The organism is Cyclobacterium xiamenense, from assembly GCF_900109255.1.
Classification (GTDB): domain Bacteria; phylum Bacteroidota; class Bacteroidia; order Cytophagales; family Cyclobacteriaceae; genus Cyclobacterium; species Cyclobacterium xiamenense.
In genome coordinates, this window is sequence record NZ_FNZH01000003.1 from 125,860 (window position 1) to 148,226 (window position 22,367).

General features: G+C 48.6%; 21 protein-coding genes. 8 read left to right on the forward strand and 13 right to left on the reverse strand.

Annotated features, from left to right (window positions below):
- Nucleotides 1-3: 3 nt before the first annotated feature.
- The 4 genes from BMW71_RS10005 to BMW71_RS10020 all read left to right on the forward strand — a co-directional run bounded on the left by BMW71_RS10005 (nt 4) and on the right by BMW71_RS10020 (nt 6,102).
- Nucleotides 4-1,056, forward strand: a complete 1,053-nt coding sequence (locus BMW71_RS10005; RefSeq protein WP_394333682.1) for a polysaccharide deacetylase family protein — start codon at nt 4-6, stop codon at nt 1,054-1,056.
- The gene (locus BMW71_RS10010) at nt 1,053-2,240 is read left to right on the forward strand and encodes a sialidase family protein (RefSeq protein WP_092173113.1); all 1,188 of its coding nucleotides are present in this window, start codon (nt 1,053-1,055) and stop codon (nt 2,238-2,240) included. The genes BMW71_RS10005 and BMW71_RS10010 overlap by 4 nt, the downstream gene beginning before the upstream one ends.
- A 697-nt stretch (nt 2,241-2,937) precedes the next feature.
- A complete protein-coding gene (locus BMW71_RS10015; RefSeq protein ID WP_244891144.1) occupies nt 2,938-5,163 on the forward strand; it encodes a hypothetical protein in 2,226 nt (741 codons plus the stop codon).
- A gap of 129 nt (nt 5,164-5,292) precedes the next feature.
- Nucleotides 5,293-6,102 (forward strand): N-acetylmuramic acid 6-phosphate etherase, encoded by an 810-nt coding sequence (locus BMW71_RS10020; protein ID WP_092173116.1) that lies wholly within the window; start codon nt 5,293-5,295, stop codon nt 6,100-6,102.
- Between the two features lie 56 nt (nt 6,103-6,158).
- On the opposite strand, the gene atpC is transcribed toward BMW71_RS10020, so the two are convergent.
- From atpC to BMW71_RS10035, 3 genes are all read right to left on the reverse strand, one after another.
- Nucleotides 6,159-6,404 (reverse strand): ATP synthase F1 subunit epsilon, encoded by a 246-nt coding sequence (gene atpC, locus BMW71_RS10025; RefSeq protein ID WP_092173118.1) that lies wholly within the window; start codon nt 6,402-6,404, stop codon nt 6,159-6,161.
- Between the two features lie 54 nt (nt 6,405-6,458).
- A complete protein-coding gene (gene atpD / locus BMW71_RS10030; RefSeq protein ID WP_092173121.1) occupies nt 6,459-7,961 on the reverse strand; it encodes a F0F1 ATP synthase subunit beta in 1,503 nt (500 codons plus the stop codon).
- Nucleotides 7,962-8,144: 183 nt separating this feature from the next.
- Entirely contained in the window at nt 8,145-8,627 is a 483-nt protein-coding gene (locus tag BMW71_RS10035; RefSeq protein WP_092173124.1) for a C40 family peptidase, read from the reverse strand.
- 214 nt (nt 8,628-8,841) lie between these two features.
- Between BMW71_RS10035 and BMW71_RS10040 the strand changes: the two genes are divergently transcribed.
- Nucleotides 8,842-9,087: a hypothetical protein gene (locus BMW71_RS10040; protein ID WP_092173127.1), complete on the forward strand. Its 246-nt coding sequence runs from the start codon at nt 8,842-8,844 to the stop codon at nt 9,085-9,087.
- Between the two features lies 1 nt (nt 9,088).
- On the opposite strand, the gene coaE is transcribed toward BMW71_RS10040, so the two are convergent.
- The 6 genes from coaE to nusB are packed head-to-tail and all read right to left on the reverse strand — an operon-like array spanning nt 9,089 to nt 13,066.
- Nucleotides 9,089-9,709, reverse strand: coding sequence for a dephospho-CoA kinase (gene coaE / locus BMW71_RS10045; protein ID WP_092173130.1), 621 nt, complete (start codon nt 9,707-9,709; stop codon nt 9,089-9,091).
- Nucleotides 9,702-10,667 (reverse strand): YbbR-like domain-containing protein, encoded by a 966-nt coding sequence (locus tag BMW71_RS10050; protein WP_092173133.1) that lies wholly within the window; start codon nt 10,665-10,667, stop codon nt 9,702-9,704. Before BMW71_RS10050 ends, coaE begins: the two co-directional genes overlap by 8 nt.
- Nucleotides 10,668-10,679: 12 nt before the next feature.
- Nucleotides 10,680-11,000: a preprotein translocase subunit YajC gene (gene yajC / locus BMW71_RS10055; RefSeq protein WP_092173136.1), complete on the reverse strand. Its 321-nt coding sequence runs from the start codon at nt 10,998-11,000 to the stop codon at nt 10,680-10,682.
- A gap of 2 nt (nt 11,001-11,002) precedes the next feature.
- Nucleotides 11,003-11,551: a DUF1573 domain-containing protein gene (locus BMW71_RS10060; protein WP_092173139.1), complete on the reverse strand. Its 549-nt coding sequence runs from the start codon at nt 11,549-11,551 to the stop codon at nt 11,003-11,005.
- 13 nt (nt 11,552-11,564) lie between these two features.
- Nucleotides 11,565-11,873 (reverse strand): YtxH domain-containing protein, encoded by a 309-nt coding sequence (locus tag BMW71_RS10065; protein WP_092173142.1) that lies wholly within the window; start codon nt 11,871-11,873, stop codon nt 11,565-11,567.
- Between the two features lie 8 nt (nt 11,874-11,881).
- A complete protein-coding gene (nusB, locus tag BMW71_RS10070; protein ID WP_092173145.1) occupies nt 11,882-13,066 on the reverse strand; it encodes a transcription antitermination factor NusB in 1,185 nt (394 codons plus the stop codon).
- A gap of 585 nt (nt 13,067-13,651) precedes the next feature.
- On the opposite strand from nusB, the gene BMW71_RS10075 reads away from it, so the two are divergent.
- Nucleotides 13,652-15,445, forward strand: a complete 1,794-nt coding sequence (locus BMW71_RS10075) for an ABC transporter ATP-binding protein (RefSeq protein WP_092173148.1) — start codon at nt 13,652-13,654, stop codon at nt 15,443-15,445.
- A gap of 15 nt (nt 15,446-15,460) precedes the next feature.
- Here the strand turns inward: BMW71_RS10075 and BMW71_RS10080 are convergent, their stop codons facing one another.
- The 3 genes from BMW71_RS10080 to BMW71_RS10090 all read right to left on the reverse strand — a co-directional run bounded on the left by BMW71_RS10080 (nt 15,461) and on the right by BMW71_RS10090 (nt 18,502).
- Nucleotides 15,461-16,207, reverse strand: a complete 747-nt coding sequence (locus tag BMW71_RS10080; protein WP_244891145.1) for a hypothetical protein — start codon at nt 16,205-16,207, stop codon at nt 15,461-15,463.
- A 199-nt stretch (nt 16,208-16,406) separates the two neighbouring features.
- The gene (locus BMW71_RS10085) at nt 16,407-17,471 is read right to left on the reverse strand and encodes an aminotransferase class I/II-fold pyridoxal phosphate-dependent enzyme (RefSeq protein WP_092173154.1); all 1,065 of its coding nucleotides are present in this window, start codon (nt 17,469-17,471) and stop codon (nt 16,407-16,409) included.
- Between the two features lie 14 nt (nt 17,472-17,485).
- Nucleotides 17,486-18,502: a dipeptide epimerase gene (locus tag BMW71_RS10090; protein ID WP_092173156.1), complete on the reverse strand. Its 1,017-nt coding sequence runs from the start codon at nt 18,500-18,502 to the stop codon at nt 17,486-17,488.
- Nucleotides 18,503-18,619: 117 nt separating this feature from the next.
- Between BMW71_RS10090 and BMW71_RS10095 the strand changes: the two genes are divergently transcribed.
- Both BMW71_RS10095 and BMW71_RS10100 read left to right on the forward strand, forming a co-directional pair.
- Entirely contained in the window at nt 18,620-20,098 is a 1,479-nt protein-coding gene (locus BMW71_RS10095) for a M14 family metallopeptidase (protein ID WP_092173159.1), read from the forward strand.
- A gap of 132 nt (nt 20,099-20,230) precedes the next feature.
- Entirely contained in the window at nt 20,231-20,962 is a 732-nt protein-coding gene (locus BMW71_RS10100; RefSeq protein WP_092173162.1) for a class I SAM-dependent methyltransferase, read from the forward strand.
- A 5-nt stretch (nt 20,963-20,967) separates the two neighbouring features.
- On the opposite strand, the gene radA is transcribed toward BMW71_RS10100, so the two are convergent.
- Complete coding sequence (gene radA, locus BMW71_RS10105) at nt 20,968-22,344, reverse strand: DNA repair protein RadA (RefSeq protein ID WP_092173165.1); 1,377 nt, start codon at nt 22,342-22,344, stop codon at nt 20,968-20,970.
- Nucleotides 22,345-22,367: the final 23 nt, after the last annotated feature.

Below are 22,367 nucleotides of genomic sequence, written 5' to 3' on the forward strand. Positions count from 1 at the left end.
CGAATGATGAAAAAGTATGTGATTTCCGGCTGCCTGATGCTACTGGCCGGCCAGCTGGTACTAGGACAACAAGAAACGACGTATGCCGAGAAACTGGGATATCCATCGGGTGCAAAAGTAGTGATTTTTCATGTGGACGATGCGGGCATGTCTTACGAGTCCAATGAAGGAACCATTCAATCCATTCAATCCGGAGTGGCTACTTCGTGCAGTATCATGATGCCTTGTCCTTGGGCAGCGAGTTTTGTAAAGGTAGCGCTACAGGAATCCATGGATGCGGGTATTCACCTGACGCTTACATCCGAGTGGAAAGATTACCGCTGGCATCCACTTTCGGGAAAAGATGCAGTGCCGGGTCTGGTAGATCAGGAAGGGGCCTTTTGGCCGTCTGTAGCGGAAGTGGTGCGGAATGCAAGTGCGGATGAGGTGGAACGAGAGCTACGGGCTCAGGTAGATCGGGCTCTAGAGATGGGACTCCGTCCCACGCATATGGACAGCCACATGGGCACACTCTTTTACCATCCGCCGTTTTTGGAGCGGTACATAAAGGTAGGGGTGGATTACGGCATTCCGGTGATGTTTCCCGGGGGCAATAACAAACTGCTCAGGCTTTCCATGAACGACAACCTCGTCAAGCAACTAAAAAAGGAAGGAAGCTACCGGGAGGGAATGGAACTCCCGGGAAACCCACTGTTGGAACAGGCCCCGGAAGTGGGGGCCCAAATTTGGTCGGCTGGCCTGCCGGTTTTGGACGATTTGCATACGGTAAGTGGTAACTGGAAGCCAGACGGAGCGGTGGAAGATACCGAATGGGGCAAGTACAAGGTTGCGCAATTCAAAGAGGTGCTGTCTCAAATGGACCCCGGGTTGGCCATGATCATCGTTCACAGCAACGGTGACCGAAAGGTCTTTGATCGGATCAGTTCCTCGGGAGGGTCGCGGTATGCAGACATGCTTGCGATGACCGACCCGGAACTGCAGCGGTACATTGAAGCAGAAGGAATTATTTTGACTACCTGGCAAGAAGTCATGGATAGAAGGAAAAAGGCCCGATGAAAAAGACGCGGTGGATAGTGCTTTGGTTGATGTTGGCGGGGTTTTCCCTGCAAGCACAATACATTCCAAAAGAAAAGGTGGTGGTGCAAGAGCAGTTGATTTTTCCCCTTCAGGAAAAGCACGTGCACGGAAGCAGTATCGTCGCCTTACCAAATGGAGATATGCTAGCAGCCTGGTTTGAAGGGTCCGGGGAGCGAACCGCGGATGATGTCCGCATCATGGGTGCCCGGCTGAGGAAACGCGATACCCAGTGGGGCGCACCATTTCTAATGGCAGATACGCCCGGTCTTCCGGATTGCAATCCGGTACTATTCTTAAATCAAGAAGGAAAGCTGTTTCTGGTCTGGATCGCCGTGCAGGCAAACCGCTGGGAGCAGTCCATACTCCGGTTGCGAACCAGTACCGCTTACGATAATGCCGGTGCGCCCATGTGGGACTGGCAGGACAATATCTTGTTGAAACCGGGGGATTCCTTCCACCAGGAAGTAGTTAAGAAATTTAAGGAACTGCCAGCGACCGGGGCCGGTTGGTCAGAATATGCGCCCCTGTATGACGAGATGATCATTGAGGCAAGTACGGATGCTAAAAAGACCAGTATTGGTTGGATGACTCGCATCAAGCCCCTGACCTTACCCTCGGGGCGATTGTTGTTGCCACTTTATTCCGATGGATTTAATTTTTCCATATTGGCTATTTCGGACGATGACGGGGAAACCTGGACGGAAAGTAAGCCCATCGTCGGGAGGGGTCCCATACAGCCTGCCCTCGCGCAACGGAAGGATGGCGAAATTGTGGCCTTTATGCGGGACAGTGGTGACGCGCCGAACCGCCTACAGCGGAGTTACTCTTCCGATGAAGGGATGACCTGGACTGCCAGTGAAAAGTCGACGATCCCCAATACCGCCAGCGTAGAATTGCTGGTACTGGACGATGGACGCTGGATTTTTTTGGGAAACGACGTAGATGATGGCAGGTATCAATTAGCCATGTATTTTTCCGACGATGAGGGCCGGACCTGGCGAAGTAAAATGTACCTGGAAGACGAGAAAAAGGGATTTGGGGGATTTTCCTATCCTGCCCTGATCCAGGATACCGAAGGTCAAATCCATGTCACGTATTCTTATCACCTGCAGGAAGGAGGGAAATCCATAAAATATTTAAAAATCGATCCAAATAAATTCTAGTAAAGGTAGCCCTATTTTACCGGTCTGCTGTATTACCATTGAGCAAATCGGTAACCGTTACTGGTAGAATTGATTTGACTTTAGTAGTTAGGTTAGGTAAGTTTTGTCCGTTCCTGTCCGCTGGGCAGGGCGGACAAATTTATTTTACAGGTGCCGGTTTTTAAGCAACTCAGCGTTTACAAACTGGTAATATGGCCAGATATTCTCTGTAGATAGTATTCCCATTCCGACACGGTTCTTTCTTTTACTGCTCGGATCTGGGTGATACGCACAAAAAAGAACCTCTGACACCCATGAACAACTGTACACGAGACGGGTGTGGGTAGGGATATTGGCTTGGTTGGTGGGAGCCCGGCAAGCAAACCGATACATGGGAGGCAGGTTGAGTACTGACACAGCATCCCTTGGATTTTATCCGGTAGCATGTAGCGACTAATCACCGGAAAAAGGGCCGGTGTCTCGAAGAGAATCCAAGAGCTCAAAGGACCGAAACGGTTTTGCCGCCCGTCGAACGAATGAAAACTTTTGTATCCTGGACGAGACCTGACAAAACGGTACATCCGGACAAAGCGCAGCCGATGGGTAGCTGCTCCTATATCGAATGAGCAGGATCGCGCCGTTGCATTAAGGTGCGGATTTCTGGCGCCGCAAACTACTGGAACAAAAAACGAAAAAGACGAATAATTTAATCTTGATTATGAAAAGAATAGTGCGATTTTACGGATTGGCTTTGCTGGTGACTTTAGCCGGGCAGGTCTCCTTTTCTACCGCATCCGCCCGGCAGGGAGAAAGCCATTGGAAGGACGACCACTTTATTCAGGATTTTAGTATCAAGTACAGCTACGAAGATGTACAAAGACCGTTGAAAAAGGTAGTAACCGACCGAAATGGGAAAATACAGGTACTGTCCTCGGCAGGCTTGCTGCATCCCCACGCCGGTGCCTTCCTGTATCCCGGGGACTTGGCCGTTGATGGTACCTATCGATTCCTTGCGGAAAAGGCGATTGTGGACCTTCAGGTATACCGGGAGCAGTTGGTGTACCTGGACGACGAAGCGGTACTTAGCAATGCCTGGGCTGGCGAATTGTTTTCCAGGCACCAAATGTCTGGCGCCCGGATGTTTGCCGGAGGGGAAGATTTCGACTTTCTCCTGGCGGGTGAGGGAGAATTAAGTTACCTAAAGGATTCCAATAGGCTTTGGCGGAGCAAAATTTCCGGACCGGTATTGGATTTGAAGTATGCACCGGGTACCAACCGCTTTTGGATACTCACCCCGGTTTCGCTCCATACCTTTTCCCCCGAAACGGAGGAGTTGAAGCTCGTTTTTGAAGGGGCGGATTTCACGGCTTTTGATGTGGTGGCCTCCGGCACCAGGACCATCATTGGCACCTCCAATGGATACATTGAGTTCAACAATCTTAGCAACAAAGCAGGGGGTGAGATTCATAGAAAACTACCCGTCACGGAGATTCGAACGGTTGCGGAGGTAAATGGACAGATTTGGTTTGGAACGCCCGAAGGGGCATTTTCCCTTCGTCGTGACGGGGGATACCATTACTATTACGGTAAACGTTGGCTTCCGGACAACCGGGTGGTGGATATAGCCGCGGGACCGGAGGGTTCCGTGCTGGTATTGACAGAAAAGGGGTTAGGGCAAATTGTTTTTACGGAGATGACGCTGGCAGAGAAAGCGGACTATTTCGAGAAGCAGGTCCGCCTCCGTCACCTAAGAAATGGCTTCAATGCTACACTTAGTGGCATGAGCGATGGCAACCTGTCGACAGGCTATCTCGCCGATTCGGATAATGATGGGTTATGGACCTCTATGTACCTGGCCGGAGAAGTATTTCGGTATTCCGTAACGGGTTCCGACGAGGCCCTTCAGCATGTGAGGGAATCTCTGGATGCCATGGAGCGTTTGTACACCATTAATCCGGTACCAGGTTTTCCGTCGCGTTCGTTCGAACGAAGCGGGTACATTGACGTATTGTCCGACCCGGAGCGATGGCAGCATGCCTCGGATCCGGAATGGGATTGGAAGGCCACCACGAGTAGCGATGAGGCCATCGGTCACGTATTTGTTTTTGGCGTCATTGCCGAATTGATACCGGACGAAGCAATTCGCGGCAAAGCGATTCGTTTGCTGGATGAATTGATGCAACACATTGTAGACAACGACTGGTACCTGATTGATTACGACGGTGAGCCCACCACCTGGGGCCGGTGGAATCCGGAGTACGTGAATGGTTTTGCTACGATGGTTGGGGACAGGAAATTAAATTCTTCCAACATTGTGGCCATGTTGCAAACGGCCTATTATTTTACCGGAAAGGAGATCTACAAGGAAAAGGCAAATTACCTCATGGAAAACCACGGGTATCTAGAAAACCTCATGCGCCCCATGGAAGAAATTGGCAGAGCCGAGGAAGGTAGCGATGAGTGGGCTGCCATGCTTTCCGAATCCTGGAACCACTCCGACGACGAAATGTATTTTCTGGGTTACTGGGGGCTATACCGTTACGCGTTTACCGATGAATTGAGAGACAAGTACAAGCTCGCTATCGTAGATCATTGGGAAGCCGAGCGACCCGAAAAAGACGGCCTTTGGAACATCTTCACGGCCATGGTCTCACCGGACAACTTTGATTTGGAGGAGGCAATCTGGTATTTACAGGAATACCCGCTGGATCTGATTCATTGGACCATGAAGAACAGTCACCGAAAGGATATCGTCCTGCTGGAGGAGAATTTTCGCCGCCAGTCCACTGCGGAGGTGTTGCCGCCCGACGAATTGCCCATACGCCGGCACAATGCCAACCGCTTTGACCTGGATGGTGGGCGGGACGGAAACCAGGAAAGCAGTGCCGGGGATATATGGTTGCTGCCGTATTGGATGGGCCGTTATTTGCAGGTAATTCGGTAAACATCGATTTCTGCCACTCCGCATACTGCCGGGCCGGGTTGCCGAGGGGCCGCCTTGCTGGTAAAACAGGCAGTGAAACCAAGTGGCCATGCAACAATTATTTTATACGATTTGTGTAACTTCAGCATCATGACAAAGATTACCGAACAACCTTCCCTTTACCGGCATCTGGAGAAGATGTCCGTTGCGGAACTTACGGCAAACATCAATAAGGAGGATAAGAAAGTCGCCCTCGCTATCGAAGCAGCGCTCCCTCTGATCAATCGCTTGATAGAGGGAATTCTATCCAAGCTTGAGCAAGGCGGCAGGCTGTTTTACCTTGGAGCCGGAAGCGGCGGCAGGTTATCCGTATTGGATGCCATCGAATTACCGACCACCTACGGCATACCCAAGGGCTTGGTAAACGTGATTTTGGCCGGTGGTGTACAGCACCTGATCGAAGCGCGCGAAGAGGAGGAAGACGACAGGGAGGCAGGCTGGAAGGCCCTACAGGATCAGCATGTTTCCGCAGCGGATTTTGTATTGGGTATTTCTGCCAGCGGAACCACCCCATTTGTATTGGCAGCTTTGCAGGCTTGCCGGGAAAACGGGATTCGCACCGGTTGCATCGTAAGCAATCCGGAATCCCCTATCGCCGAGGCGGCGGATTTTCCGGTAGAAATTATCACCGGCCCCGAATTCGTTTCCGGAAGTACCCGTATGAAATGTGGAACTGCCCAGAAAATGGTTTTTGATATGATATCCACCACGTGCATGATTCGGATGGGACGGGTAGAGGACAACAAAATGGTCAACGTGCAGCTTATCAATGACAAGATCATTGATCGGGCGGTAAAGATGTTGATGGAGCGGGCTGGCCTTACGGATTACGACAAAGCAAAAGCGATTCTGACCAAAAACGGATCGGTCAAGAAAGCATTGGATGCGCTTGGTAAATAAAAAAAAGGGAGACAATAACGATTGCCTCCCTTTTTTTATTCGTTCCCAAAACGTACTCAGCCGATGACCTTTTCGGCCAGTACGATAATTTTATTATCACTTACTTCCACCACGCCCCCGTCCACTACCAGCGATTTTTTACCCTCGGAAGTGGTGTAGGAAAGTGCCCCCTTTTCCAGGGCGGAAACCAGTGCCGCGTGATTTTTTAACAGTTGAAAGGAACCATCGGCTCCCGGAAAAGTGGCTTCCGAAACTTCTCCTTCAAATATTTTTTTATCGGGTGTGATGATTTCTAAATGCATACCTACGAATAAAATGACGCAACGATTTGATTTTTGCTTCGGGAAATAACTAGATTACTTGACTTCGGCCAACATTTTTTCTCCCTTGGCGATGGCATCTTCGATGCTCCCTACCAGGTTAAACGCGGCTTCCGGCAAATGGTCCAATTCTCCATCCATAATTCGGTTGAATCCTTTGATGGTGTCTTTGATGTCAACCAGCACACCTTTCAGTCCGGTAAACTGTTCGGCCACATGGAAAGGCTGCGATAGGAATCGCTGTACCCTTCTGGCGCGGTGCACGACGAGCTTGTCTTCTTCCGAAAGCTCTTCCATGCCCAGGATAGCAATAATATCCTGCAGTTCCTTATAGCGTTGCAGGATTTCTTTTACCCGCGTGGCACAATCGTAATGCTCGTCTCCCAGGATACCTGGTTCGAGGATTCGGGAAGTGGAATCCAGGGGATCCACCGCAGGGTAAATACCTAATTCGGCAATTTTTCGGGAAAGTACGGTCGTTGCATCAAGGTGGGCAAAGGTAGTGGCTGGAGCCGGATCGGTCAAGTCATCCGCAGGTACGTAAACGGCTTGTACGGAGGTAATGGATCCATTTTTGGTGGAGGTAATCCGCTCTTGCATAGCCCCCATCTCGGTGGCAAGGGTAGGCTGGTAGCCTACAGCTGAAGGCATCCTTCCCAAAAGTGCCGACACTTCCGATCCTGCCTGGGTGAAACGGAAAATATTATCGATAAAAAACAGGATGTCTTTACCGGCACCGTCTCCTTCGCCATCCCGGTAGTATTCTGCCAGGGTCAGGCCTGTTAGGGCTACACGTGCACGGGCTCCCGGAGGTTCGTTCATCTGACCGAACACAAACGTTGCTTTGGATTCCTGCAATTTTTCCAGGTCTACCTTGGAAAGATCCCAGCCGCCTTCTTCTTCCAGTGACGTTACAAAATCGTCGCCGTATGTCACGATGCCCGATTCGATCATTTCCCGCAACAAGTCATTTCCTTCCCGGGTACGTTCTCCCACACCGGCAAATACGGAAAGACCGGAATAGGCTTTAGCGATGTTGTTGATCAGTTCCTGGATCAATACAGTTTTACCTACACCGGCACCACCGAAGAGACCGATTTTACCGCCTTTGGCGTAGGGTTCGATCAAGTCAATTACTTTAATTCCTGTATACAATACCTCGGTAGAGGTCGAAAGATCTTCAAATTTGGGCGCAGACCGGTGAATGGGTAAGCGGTTCGTGTTAATGGGTTGAGGCAATCCGTCGATGGCTTCCCCGACCACGTTAAACAACCTTCCTTTGATGCTGTCACCGGTAGGTACAGAAATGGGCGCTCCCAGGTCCAAAACTTCCATTCCCCGTACCATGCCTTCCGAAGAATCCATTGCGATGGTTCGTACCCGATCTTCTCCAAGGTGCTGTTGTACCTCTAGAATTACAGTCTGGCCGTTTTCTTTTGTGATTTCTAGTGCGTCAAGGATATTTGGCAGTTTACTTCCCTCAAAGGAAACATCCACTACAGGACCAATTACCTGAGTTATCTTACCAGTATTCGCCATTGTTTGATTTATAAGATGAATAGGAACAATACTTTTTTTAATTCGAGTGCAAAATTAGTTAATATTGCTGAATACCAAAGGATGTTTTAAAAATTAATGCACTTTGCCTCAAATTTTTATAAGACTAGATTTTTAATACAAAAAATTTCTTCATTTTGAGCGTTCGTGGATTTTTGGGTCTCGCTAAAACATCCTTCGTGCCCGCACCCAACGCCTGGACCAATAGCGGGATTGGATATTGTCCTCGGTCACTCCCAGGGAAGTGGAGGCGTGAATGAAATAAACGGTACCGCTTCGCTTTTCGGTAATAATGCCGGCATGGGTCACTTTCCTTCGCCGTTTCCCAGTCGCAAAAAAGACCACATCCCCTTTTTTTAGCTTTCGCTTTGACACGCGCTTGCCAACGCGACTCTGCTCTTCGGAAACCCGCGGCAAGTTGACGCCCACACTTCGGAAGGAAAGATAGACCAGGGCGGAACAGTCCATGCCGGCCCGGGTGGTTCCTCCGTACCGGTACGGGGTTCCCTGGAACGTTTTTGCCGTTTCCACAACTTTTTCGACGTGTTGTTGCCGGATTTTCCGGGTAGTGCCGCAGGCGCTGAGGAGCAGCACGGCCAATCCAACGCCGAAAATCAGGTACACGTTTCTGTTTATGCCGTTTTGCATAGCGGATGTAACATTTCTTCAATGATAGAAAAACAGAACCGAACTAGCAACGTTCCGTTCAGGTAAGATGCAAGGCCCCGCTAAATTACTTCGGATCCTCCGTGTAATTTTTGACGGAATTGGTTACTTTTATTCCTTCAAGTAATGCCGATTACCCGAAATAGCCTTGCAGGTATTGCTGTTCAAATAAGAAATCAAATCCCGTTGACGGAGCATGAGTAAAGATGATTTTAGAAGGCTCACCCTTCAAAAGAAGATACAGAAATTATACACCGAAGGGACATTCGTGGTAGCCATCCGGTATTACACGTATAAGGTAAATCTATATTTGCTGGGCCGGGAATACGTGGAAGTATTTTACAACCATAAACACGACCGAATCGATAAAATTGAATTTTTAAACCAGCGGCATTCCCGAATGAAGTTTTACCTCGATCAGATCAGCCTTACCGAGATATGATTCATTCGGAGAAGTTTGCTGCCCGTCGGCTAATTTCCTCATGAATTTCCAGAACTCTCGGGATGACGAGTTCTTTTTCGTCGTTGGGAAGGATGTACGTTGCGAGGCTGTTTTTTTTTGCGTCCCCCCATTGTTTTTCCATAATCTGAAGGATTTGTTGTCGGCTTCTCTGCCGATCTCGCTTCATAACCCGATCGATCCGCATCTCTTGAGGTGCTGTCACGTGAACGGTAACATCCAGTTCCCGATAGGTGCCGGTTTCAAACAACAAGGCGGCCTCCTTCAGGACGTAGTCAGCTACTTGCCTGTTTGCCCAGTCGGTAAAGTCCTGGCCTACTGCCGGATGAACCAGTTGGTTTACTTTTTCTGTTTGGGTTGGATCGGCGAACACTTTTTCGGCCAGGTAGCTGCTGTTTAGTTCGCCGGTGGCTGTGTATGCCGATTCACCAAACTGCGCGTTGATACGTTTTTTCAAAGTGGCGTCATGGGCCATGAGCCATTTGGCACGATTGTCGGCATTGTAAATGGGAACCCCAAGCAGGGAAAAAATCCTGGAAATAAGGGATTTTCCGGCACCGATGCCCCCGGTTATGCCTACCAACAGGGTTTTTTTCCTACTCATAGATCAGCTTGAACGTTTCCGGATCGAAGGTGATATCCCGGATGTAGTCAGGGATTTCGTTTAGAGAAGCGGAGATCGTGCTGTCCTCCCGATTTCGGTTGTTGTAGTTCAAGACAGCGCTTAGTTCCAGTTCGTTTAGCATCTCTTGCTTGTCCTCCTGAATCAAAAAACGGACTTCCATATCCGTGATCGCTGCATCAATCGTCACGTTTTCGGGAAAGTAGCGTTGCTGTATTTGAAGGGTTAGCTGACTTTCTACGAAGGCAATTACTTCGAAAGATACTTGAGCCGTTTCTTCATCTAACCGTAGAAATTCTCGCTGCTCCCTACTTAGGTTGATTGGTAAAAGCCGGGAGAAGTTTTCCCGGATTTTGTCTTCACCGAAGCCAAGCGGCAATTTGCCCTCCATTTGCTCAATGATAGAAATGGGGCCGGTTACCGTTACGGTTTCTGGATCAATGGTGATCGGTGAGGCATAGGCATGGTTTTCTGCAACGGTGTTGGCAGTGGTATCCGGAACCAATTGGATTTTTTTTGATACGATTTTATCGATCTTAAAGAAAAGTGTGTCGGGAAGGATGTTTACCAGACTGGAGGAGGCAAGGTATTCGTCCATCTGCTGCTCCAGTTCGGATGCAAGCAGGTAGGGTCTTTGGAAGGGGTCTTCAACAAAGACTTCCAGAGGCGTGACACTGATTTTGAAGTGCCGTTTGAGCAGATCCCATCCGTTTCCATTGATTTGAATCCCCACTTCCTGGGGGATTTCTTCAACAGCCATGTAATCCGCTTCGTCGTACCGTATCTGTATGGGTTGCTTTACCGTGGTTGTGTAATTGTCTTTGTTCAGGGCGTTTAAAAGCCAAAAGGTGGTAGCCGTAACCACACAGAGGACTACCACCTTCAGATTGGATGATTTTTCAGGTTTAAGTTTCCTAAAGTAATTACCAAGAGTACTCAACTGTACGGATAATTAATTGGCATTGGTTAATTTTTTGGTATAATCGAGCGAGAGAGCGGTTTTTTCTACTTTGAGTTTCATCCCCTTGTCCAGTTCAACGAGTACCTGATCCCCTTCCACAGCGTAAATTTTGCCATGGATTCCGCCGACGGTAACTACCTGATCTCCTTTCTTAATTTCGGAGATAAACTTGGTCGTTTCTTTCTGTTTTTTCTGTTGGGGGCGGATCATGAAGAAATACATGATCAAAATGATACTTCCGAATAGAAATACCTGACCCATGATGCCGCTACCGGCAGCACCGTCTATTTGAAGCAATAATGAATGGTACATTTTTATCGTTTAACAGGACCTGCAGAAGGCCCGGATGATGCAGAAGCTGTTTTTCTAGTGACATTACCTTTTAAACGCAAACGGGTCACGTTCGGAGAGGTATTGGCCTGTATGGTGACGGTTGGGCTTTGAACGCCTGACTTTCCAGTAGAATTAAAGACGACTTTCACAAATCCTTCTTCTCCGGGCTTAATGGGCGTCTTGGTCCACTCAGGGCTGGTGCAACCACAGGAGGCCTGTATGTTGGAAATCACCAGGGGTGCCTGTCCCGAATTTTCAAAGGTAAAGAGTTTTTCTACGACTTCTCCCTCCTGAATGGTGCCAAAATCAAATACTTCCTCCTCAAATGCAAACGCTCCCATGGACGATGGGTCCGACGCTTGTATGTTTTGCGCATTGGCAGGTGTGACTACCTGATTCTGCTCCAATTGGGAGATTTTCTGTTCCAGCGCCTTGATTCGATCGTCTTTATCCCCGCCTCCCTGGCTGCAGGCTCCGGTAAGTAATAGCGATATGCCCAGTATCCAAACCGTGGTTTTAGAATAATTCATAAGATTAACTGATTTAGTTATTGTTGTTTTCTTTATTGATTTGGTCAATTAGCTTGTTGACGTCATTGAGAAGATTTTCCGCCTTGGATTTCGCCTCGGTGATGACTTTGTCTCCTTCAGACTTTGCCAAATTATCCGGCAAGTTCTTCCCCTCCATCAAATCTTCAACTAGATCCTCCAGTTCGTTGCGGTACTTTCCCAATCGATAGGAAAGCTTGTCTCTGGTATTATTGCCCGAATCAGGTGCGAAAAGCACGCCCATAACTGCTCCCAATCCTGCCCCTAAAGCAAAAACGAATAGTGAATTACTTTTTTTACCCATTATCTCTGTTATTTATTGTCAATAAGTCCTCTTCCACTTTTACGGATTTTTCCCTTTTCGGTTAATTCTTTTGATAAGGTATCGAGCAGCCCGTTTACAAACTGCTTGCTTTTGGGCGTACTGTAGGTTTTGGAAATATCGATGTATTCATTTATCGAAACCTTCGTCGGAATACTGGGGAAATTAACCATTTCCGTTAAAGCCATGATCAGTATTACCCGATCCGTCAATGCGATCCTTTCCACATCCCAGTTTTTGGTTTTCTGGGCAATTAAGGAACTGAATTCATCCTCGGAAGCTATGGTCAAGTTATATATATTTTGGAAGAATTCCTTATCCTCCTCCCAGTTTAATGCCAACTCCGGTAGGATCTCGTCCGTATTCTCTTCGTCTCCTGTCAGATTTTTTATCACTTTTGATGCCAAACTTCTGACAATGGACTTATTTTCCGACCAATTCAAGTCCTTGTCTTGAAAAAAACTGATTACCGCTTCGCTTTTGAACAATACCTTTTTTAACAAAGATTGAAGAATTTCTTTGTCCTCCTCAAACGAAGGGTTTTCGATACCAATGTATCGCTGGTAGTCCTCGTTTGGCTTTACCAACTCCCGAAACCACTCCTTAATCTCGAGCTCCAGATCTTGCCCATTTACCTGAAACCGGTTGCATTCCCGCCGAAAACCGTGGTTTTCACCGATGATTTGGAGGGCTTTGTTTGCGCCAAGGTTGTGTACGGACTCCGGTTGTACCAGCGGCTGCGCCTCGTATTTTCTTTTCTTGCCTTTCTCGTTTCGAACGTGGGCGCCGAAATCAACCAACATATGGATGGCGTATATGTACAGACCAGGGATGTTTTCCACGGAAGTAAGCATGTTTTGCTTCAAAAAATCCTTGTCTTTTTTGTTGTACTTGTGAAAAAGATCCATTGCCTTGATGGCCGTGTGCTTGATCTTCTCGCTGCTTTCTTCTCCCGTTTGCCAGGTACCTTGTTGCAGGTTTGCCAAAAAAAGCTGCACACACCGCTCCGCATCTCGTTTTAACTGTCCCTTGTCCTGAACCTCCATTGTGTTGAGGTCCGGCAAAAAGGCCTCCCGGATGTAGTCTTGAGCCAGGTTTGCGTTGCTGTACTTGCACTGTTGATACGCATACAAGGTCTGAAATGCTTTGACTCTTAGGATTCTTCTGTTTACCATTAAGCGAAATTAAAGAACGTGATGGGTTGACCCCTGAAATGATGCTCCGGTGCAGGCATGCCTGTTAAAATGAAAATTTCTGCAAATTAGTAAATGTCCCCGCAACGGGCAAATTTATCGGTTCATTCGGTATGGAAATAAATTTTCGGACGGGCGTACATAGTTTAGTGGTGCCGGAAAGCGCAGGCAATCAACGACCCAATTCTGTGCTGCTTCGGGAAGTAAGCTTTTTCGTAACGCCCACCATTCCCAAATGGCAAACAGGCAGTATATTTTAATAGGCCCAAACCTTATTCAGGCGTTGGTTTGCATAAAGACGCAGCACGGTTTCCGCGTCGCGGATTCATCGGATACCAAATCACCTGATCACGACCCAGAATTTCGCTTTTCAGGGAAACCCGGAAAGGAAGCCGTTTTCTATTCTTTTGCCTCCGACCATTGAACTTTGGCGTTCGGAAAATGTTATCTTTGAACGCAGGTTTGCATTTTTGTGGAAAGACAAAATTAATCCAATTTTGGAACAGTCAAATATGAAATACCTGAAATAACATGGAAGAATACACCACTTAAATTCATTTTTATTTTGTGAAGGCCCTTTGGAGATTAAATAAGTACTTATACAACTACAAGTGGTACCTTTTTTGGGGAATACTGTTTACATTCATTTCCAACATCTTTGTCATTATCCCGGCTCAACTGGTTCGAATTGCCATTGATTATGTGGTGGAAAGCTTTTCCTATTACCAACTGTACGAAGAAGGAAGCGTGGTTCGGGATCTGGCACGGTCGGTTTTTTTGAAGTACATACTTGTTTTCGGGCTGCTAATTCTTGCGATGGCTTTGCTGCGGGGCTTGTTTTTGTTTTTGATTCGGCAAACCATCATTGCCATGTCCCGGCTTATTGAATACGACTTGAAAAACGAAATATACCGGCATTATCAAAGCCTTCCGCTGGCTTTTTTCCGGCAAAATAGCACCGGGGACCTCATGGCCCGAATCACCGAAGACGTGTCTAAAGTCCGGATGTACCTTGGGCCGGCCCTCATGTATGGGATCAATTTATTGATTTTGTTTCCAATGGTTATCGGGTACATGTTTACCGTAAACGTACCCCTGACTTTGTACTCGCTGATGCCCCTGCCGGTATTGTCGCTCAGCATTTACCTGGTCAACAACATGATCAACGAACGTTCCGAAAAAATTCAACGGAGCATGTCGGGGCTGAGTACCTTCGTTCAGGAGGCTTTTTCGGGTATCCGCGTTATCAAATCTTTCGTAAGGGAATCGGACAGTGCCCGGCAGTTTAAAAAAGCCAGTGAAGACTACAAGGAAAAATCCATTTCTCTCACCCGCGTGCAATCCCTGTTTTTTCCCCTGATTTTGGCGCTGATTGGTCTGAGTACCATTATCACCGTCTATGTGGGAGGGATACAGGTAATCGAAGGAGCCATCGGCTACGGCGTAATTGCCGAGTTTATCCTGTATGTCAACATGCTCACATGGCCGGTGACTTCCCTGGGCTGGGTGACCAGCATCGTGCAGCGCGCCGCAGCTTCCCAAACGCGGATCAACGAATTTTTGGACCAGAAAAACGACATACTCAGTACCGAAAATATCGTTCGGGACATCGAAGGAAGCATCAAGGTGGAAAACCTTTCCTTTGTCTATCCGGATTCGGGAATACGGGCACTAGATGACGTAAGTTTTGACATTGCTGCCGGTCAGTCCCTGGCGATTATAGGCACCACCGGATCGGGCAAGTCTACCATCGCTAACTTGCTGATGCGCATGTATGACGCTACCTCCGGGAGGATTTTAATTGACGATACCGATATCCGAGCGTACGACATTGCCCACCTTCGCGAACAAATCGGATACGTTCCCCAAGACGTTTTCCTTTTTAGCGATAGCATTACGAACAATATAGGCTTTGGCCTCGGAAAAGAATTGGATGTCATTCGGATCGAGCAGGCTGCTAAAGATGCGGATGTTTACCAGAATATCGTGGACTTTCCAAAAGGCTTTGATACCCGGCTGGGAGAAAGAGGAATCACCCTTTCCGGGGGGCAAAAACAACGGGTCTCTATTGCCAGAGCCATTGCCAAGTCACCCAGAATTTTATTGCTGGATGATTGCTTGTCCGCGGTGGACACCAAAACGGAAAATGCCATCCTGAATGCGCTTGAAAAAATAATGAAAGGCAGGACCTCTATTATCATCTCCCACCGGGTTTCCTCTGCAAAGCTGGCCGACCAGATCATCGTGCTGAACGACGGAATGATGGTAGAAAACGGAACTCATGAGGACCTGATGCTGGCCAAAGGTTCCTATGCCGAGTTGTATGAGAAGCAAACCCAGCAGGCGGGAGAGGTGGAGTGAGTGCCTTTACCATGGCTATAGTTGAATATAAATACCAGCTACAGCAAATTGAACCAACGTAAAGTTATACACTTCATCCACATTCGCCCCTCCTTCCAGAAAACGATAACCGGCTTTAATGTCCATACGATCCGTAACAGGCAATCGGGTCCCTAGAAACAGGTCAAATGCTCTTCCCGGGCCTCCTGCCAGTCCGTCTCCTTCGAAGTAAAGTAACGTTTCTCCCCCAAAATTATAGGAGGTATACAGATGCAATAGGGGTACAAAGCCGAGGTCGTCTTTTTTGTCACGTAATCCCTGATCATTGGCGAGACGGACACGCGCATCCCGGATTTTGGCGGTAAAACCAACACCAACAAGCCAATTTCCTGAACTAATAATGTCTCGCCGGTACGTCAATCTGTAGCTATTGAATTGATAATAGCCATCCAAAGCCTCTCCCTTACTAAAAACACTGGATTGGAAGTTGATATCAGTGGCGGCATTTCCAAGATAATTGATCCCAAGAGGGGCATAAAGGGCAAACAGATGGTTCTTGCCATTGAAGCGATAGCCCAACCGTATTCTTAATGGGATGACGGGTCCTTCCGTTTCGAAATCTTCCTGAAAACTAAATAAAGTCCCCATTTTATTGGGAATACGTACATCGTTGTATCCCGGGAAGGCCAGTCCGGACTCGACATCTATTGTGACCTGAGCCCAGGAATGGCTGCCCACTAAAAATAGACACATGGTCAAGGGTAAAACGAATAATCGAACCATTAATTTATGTGTTTTTAGGATTGTACTTTGTGACGTAGGAACAAGTATTGTGCCTATCCAAGATCGGGGTACTTTTTTACCAGGCTGAATTTCACGCTATCCCAAGGCCCAGCCAACACCTGGAAAAACAATCCCGTTATGGAGGAAGCGTAACCAAAACGGTAGAAAAATCCCGCTAAGTAGGCTGGGAGCTACTTATTCAGCTTTGGCTGTCAAAAAAACTTTTCAACGTCTGAATCAATTCCGCCAGGTCTTTCCGCTCGTGCCAGGCAGACAGTACAATTCGGTTTACTGCCGGGCTATCCGGCAGCGGGTAAGGAAAAGAAGATAGAATAAACCCTTTTTGATGCAATTGCTCCACCCAGGACTCATTTTCAAAGGAAATAACCGGATAGGTAGGCAGAAATTTAAACCGTTCCAGTCCCTCCAGTGCGGATGCCATAAACTGCAAATTATCCTTTAGCTTCAGCTGCTGCTTGAGGTAATAGCCCTGCCCGTCCAAAAATGCACTTAAAAATGCCGGTGCAGGAGGAGAGGAGGTGCGGTAAATGGGGTTTTCCCGGACCAGACGAGTCAGCGAGGTGTTTCCAAGGATGATGCCTGCCGGAAGTGCCAGTGCCTTGCCTAGCGAACCCGAGACCATTACTTCGACCGGAAGGTGCTTCCAATGCGCATAGGTACCAAAAATACCTTTCCCCAACAGACCAAACGCATGGCTGTCATCAATGAGCAGGTAGTATTTATTGGCAGGAGATAGCTTTTTGGTCCATTCGAAATCATGAATCTCAGGAATAAGGGGATTTACGGCATTGGATAGCAATAGGATTTTTTGTCCCATTAGTTCCTGAGACTTGGCAATGCATTTTTCTTGCCATTGGTTGTGAGTAAGGCCAATAGGCTGCTGACTTTCTAAGGTGATGGCAGGATGGGTATCGGGAGCCGTCCAGGTCAGATCTGCAAGTGGTCTAAGCGTGTTAACGGCAAGTTGCCCTGCCATGTATCCGCTACTCAGGAGCACCGCCTCAGCAGCTTCGGCGCCTGCCGCAAATTGGGCTTCAAATGCCTCATATAGGGACAATTGCACATTGCTATTCCGGCTGGAACCATGATTGGGGCCATATCTAAGGATCCCCCGGATCAAAAGCTCCTTAAACTCAGGTAGGGTACCCATTCCCAAATAGGAGGTACCACTAAAATGCAGGTAGTCTTTGCCCTGATAGGTAATGGTTCTTCCAAGTTGAGAAGTAGGATAAGTATGACTCATTTTGATAACGGGCTTTACAGTAGGATCGCACCGGTTCCTGGCCGGTCTGGGAAATGAACCTTATCCGGGGTTATTTTCACGCCTTCGGCGATATCCCGGGAAAGGAGCATGGCACCGTCCATGTCCACGTAGTCCAGCAAGGGAGCGATGTGAGCGATGGCAGCGATTCCCACGGAAGATTCGGTCATGCAGCCTACCATGGTCTTCATGCCCAGGGACTTGGCTTGATGGAGCATTCTCAGACCCGGGGTGAGGCCCCCTGCCTTGACGAGCTTCACATTAATCCCATGGAAAAGGTCGTGGCACCTTTCTGCGTCTTGCTCCGAAATACAACTTTCATCGGCGATGACTGGTAGTTCGCTGAATTGAAAGACTTTTTTCATGCCTTCATCGTCCTCCCTTGCCAGGGGTTGTTCCATGAATTCTACATTAAGTTTGGCCAGTTCCCCGGAATAAGCAATGGCCTGATCAGCGGTCCAGGCACAATTGGCATCAATCCGGAAGACCGCATCGGTGTGTTTGCGCAGGGTTTTGATGATGTCCAGGTCATGATCCGTACCCAATTTTATCTTGTAAATCGGCCAGTCCACTTCTTTCATTTTTTCGATCATCTTGGGGATGGGGGCGATGCCAATGGTGAAGTTGGTGACCGGAAGGATTGCCGGGTTTAAATCCAGCAGCTCGTATAATTTTTTGTCCTGCATTTTCGCATACAGGTCCCAGGCAGCGATATCCAAGGCACATTGGGCAAAGGGATTGTCTTTAAAATAGGGTTGGGTGATGGACCATAGCTTTTCCGGATGCATGGGTGCTAATCCCGCTAATACCTCATCCGCCACGTTGGTCAAGCATGCCTGCATGTTTTCAAGCGTTATGCCGTAATAGGGGTTGGTGGTGGATTCTCCCAGGCCATAAAGCCCATCCGGTCCCAGCAGCTTGACAATCAGGGTATCCTGAATGTCCCGGCTCTGATGGGCAATGGTAAAGGTATGTTTGAGTGGTAGTTGAAAGGGGAGTAGTTCGAGCTTCATATCGTCAGGTCCGGTGTTTTCAGGACCTAAAGGTACGCTTTCGCCGGATTTCGTATAAACTCTGCCCTCACTATTTCATTAAATTTGCCCATATTTACACCAAAACCACGATACACCATGGATACCAACCGCAACCACCTTCGAATTCCCCTTCTTTTTTTCCTTACTTGTTTGCTATGCATGCAGTCCTGCACCCGGAAAGCGGAAGTGCTGGAGACTTCGCGGCTGGCTGAGGCATACGAACAGTTCCGGGAGCCCGGACTTACCGAGCGCCGATTTGGGTACGCAACCATTGCGCCGTTGATTGAATCGCGGTCTTCCTTGTTTGAAAACCAGATCCTGGGAAAATCAGTGGAGGGAAGGCCCATCCACGCGCTAACCTATGGAGCGGGCACGAGGCCTGTCCTGCTTTGGTCGCAAATGCACGGAGACGAAAGTACAGCCACCATGGCGCTGTTTGACCTGTTCAATTTTTTGGAAGGTAGTGAAACGGATGGTTTTACCGATATCCGGCAGGCGATCCGCAATGAATTGCGCATTCGGTTCATTCCCATGGTCAATCCCGATGGGGCGGAACGATTTCAGCGAAGAAATGCCCTGCACATAGACCTAAACCGGGACGCCATCCGGCAAAGTAGTCCGGAGGCCATTATTTTGAAAACGGCCCGGGATGAATTTGAACCCGAGTTTGGCTTTAACTTACACGATCAAAACAGCTACTACAACGTGTCCGGAACAACCAATCCGGCGACCATTTCGGTGCTCGCACCGGCCTATAACGAGGCCAGGGAGGTGAATCCAGGAAGGGAGAAAGCCATGAAAGTGATCGCAGGCATGCGTCGGGTGCTGCAGGAGGAAGTACCAGATCACCTGGGCAAATACAACGATACCTTTGAGCCCAGAGCTTTTGGGGATAATTTTCAAAAATGGGGAACGAGTACCATCCTGATCGAATCGGGAGCCTTTCCCAACGATCCCGAAAAGCAGTACGTGCGAAAGCTGAATTTCATGATTGTTCTGAATGCCCTGTACGAAATTGCGACGGGAACGTACGATGCATTTGCCATGGACGACTACCTGAATATTCCGGATAATTCCTCCCGCTTGATGGACCTACTCATCCGAAATGTTTCCGTTACTACTGCCGGACATTCCTATTCCACCGACATTGGCCTGCGTAGGGCGGCTCGTTATACCGCGGAGCGCCGGTATTACCGGGGAACGGTTTCGGATTGGGGCGACCTCTCGATATACCACGGCTACGAAGAACTGGACGCTACCGGCTTGACGGCGATTCCGGGAAAGGTCTGGGAAGAAGAGAAGCCTCTGGAGGAACTCAGTAGAGAAGAAGCGATCGGCCTGCTTCGGGACGGTTATCTGGGTGTGAAGACCTCGACGGAAAATACGGGGAAATTGCACCAGCTACCCCTGCTGGTTTTTAGCGGAGATGCGCCCCCGAATTTGGAGCCTTCGCTGGAGAATGCCCCGAATTTTTTTCTCGTCAAGGATCAAAAATACCGGTATGCGATCGTAAACGGCTACTTAATTGACCTGCAAAATTCGGAGGTAGATCCGTTTTGGCAAATGATCAACTAGAAAAAGTACCTTGCAAGCCACTGGCCGCTTGCTAGTTTTCGTGAAAAAATCGGGTATAAACTACTCCATTTTGTAATTGTATGGGAAAATTCGTAAAATTAAATTTGTTTTTGTCTAAACGCACGAGCTAAAATGCGAGATAAATCTACTACGGAAGAGATTCGAGCCCGATTTGATCGGGATGTGGAGCGGTTTTCTAATTTGGAATCGGGACAGGAAGCGACCATGGATGCTCCCTTATCGATGGAGTTGATCGCCAATGCAGCGGTGGTATCCAACCCCCAAGCAAGGGCCATGTTGGACATTGGCTCGGGTGCGGGCAATCTTTCGTTAAAAATCTTGCAATACCTGCCCCAGATGGATTGTGACTTATTGGACTTGAGTAGACCCATGTTGGACAGGGCCCATGACCGGGTCAGCTGGGCCACCACCGGTAACGTACAGACGATCCAGGCGGACATACGAGAGGCACAACTCGCCGATAATTCCTACGATATCATCGTGGCTGCGGCGGTGCTGCATCACTTACGCGATACCGCCGATTGGGAAAATGTATTTGGGAAAATATACTCGCTCCTGGCCCCGGGAGGTAGCTTCTGGGTATCGGATTTGGTGGCTCATGACGATCCGAAGATCCAGGAAATGATGTGGAACAGGTACGGTCGCTACCTCGAGTCTATCGGAGGGCTGGACTACCGCAGAAAAGTATTCGCCTATATTGAAAAAGAAGACAGTCCCCGGTCCTTGCCTTTTCAGTTGGAATTGATGACACAAGTAGGCTTTACCCAGCTGGAGGTATTGCATAAAAATTGTTGTTTTGCTGCTTTTGGCGGAAAGAAAGCCAAAAAGCCTGTTGCCGACTGAGCAGCTCATAAAAAGAGGTGCCGGTATACTTCTTCCAGTTTGGTGACGGGTACAATTTCCAGGGAAAACTGCTCGGTATTTAGGGATTTGAGCCCATAGCGGGAAAGCATGATTTTTTTAAATCCCATTTTTGCGGCTTCGGCGATTCGGCTTTCGATGCGATTGACAGCCCGGATTTCTCCACCCAGACCGATTTCTCCGGCAAAACAAATCCGGGGGTCTACGGGGCTATCTTCGTAGGAGGATATCAGGGAGGCGCATACCGCCAGGTCCAGCCCCGGATCATCCACTCGCAATCCACCGGCGATATTTAGGAATACATCCTGTTGTCCCAGGCGCATTCCGCCTCTTTTTTCGAGTACCGCCAGGAGCATGTTGAGACGTTTGGCATCGTGGCCGGTACTGCTTCGCTGCGGTGTGCCGTAGGTTGCGGGACTGACCAGCGACTGTATCTCAATGAGCAACGGCCGGTTTCCTTCCAGCATGGCACCGATGGCCACACCATTTAGCTGTTCCTCACGCTGGGTCATCAGTATTTCGGAAGGATTGGTCACGGGCTTCAATCCCGTAGCGTGCATTTCGTAAATCCCCAATTCATTGGTGGAGCCGAAGCGGTTTTTAGAGGTACGCAGGATCCGGTAGCTCAGGTGGCGGTCGCCTTCAAATTGCAAGACGGTATCCACCATGTGCTCCAGGATTTTAGGTCCGGCAATGGCTCCGTCTTTGGTGATATGGCCGATCAGAAAGACGGGGGTTCCGGTTTCTTTGGCAAATTTCATCAGCTCGGCGGTACATTCCCGTACCTGACTCACCGATCCTGCAGCCGATTCCACGTATTGGGAATGCAGGGTTTGGATGGAGTCGATGATCAGTAATTCGGGTTTCAACAAATCCACCTGCTGGAAAATTTGTTGCGTATTCGTTTCCGAGAGCACGTAGCAATTATCGGATTGGTAGGCCATCCGTTCGCTGCGCATTTTGATTTGGTTTTCACTTTCTTCCCCGGAGACATACAGGATCTTTGTGGAGGCCAACATGAGCGCAATTTGCAGCATCAGGGTGGATTTGCCGATACCCGGTTCCCCGCCGATCAATACCAACGATCCCGGTACGATGCCGCCTCCCAGTACCCGATCCAGTTCTACATCCCCGGTGATCAGGCGGCTTTGGGCCTCGTAATCGATTTCCCTGAGCCGTTTGGGTTGACTGTTCTTTTTCGGGGCCAGGGTACCCGATTTCCAGCTGCCCTTCTGATTAACCTCTTTTTGGATGACTTCCTCCACATAGGTATTCCATTCCCCGCAGGAGGGACATTTTCCGACCCACTTGGGGCTTTCTACGCCACAATTTTGACAAAAAAACGCAGTTTTTATTTTGGCCATGGATGATAATGGGAAGTTGGGTG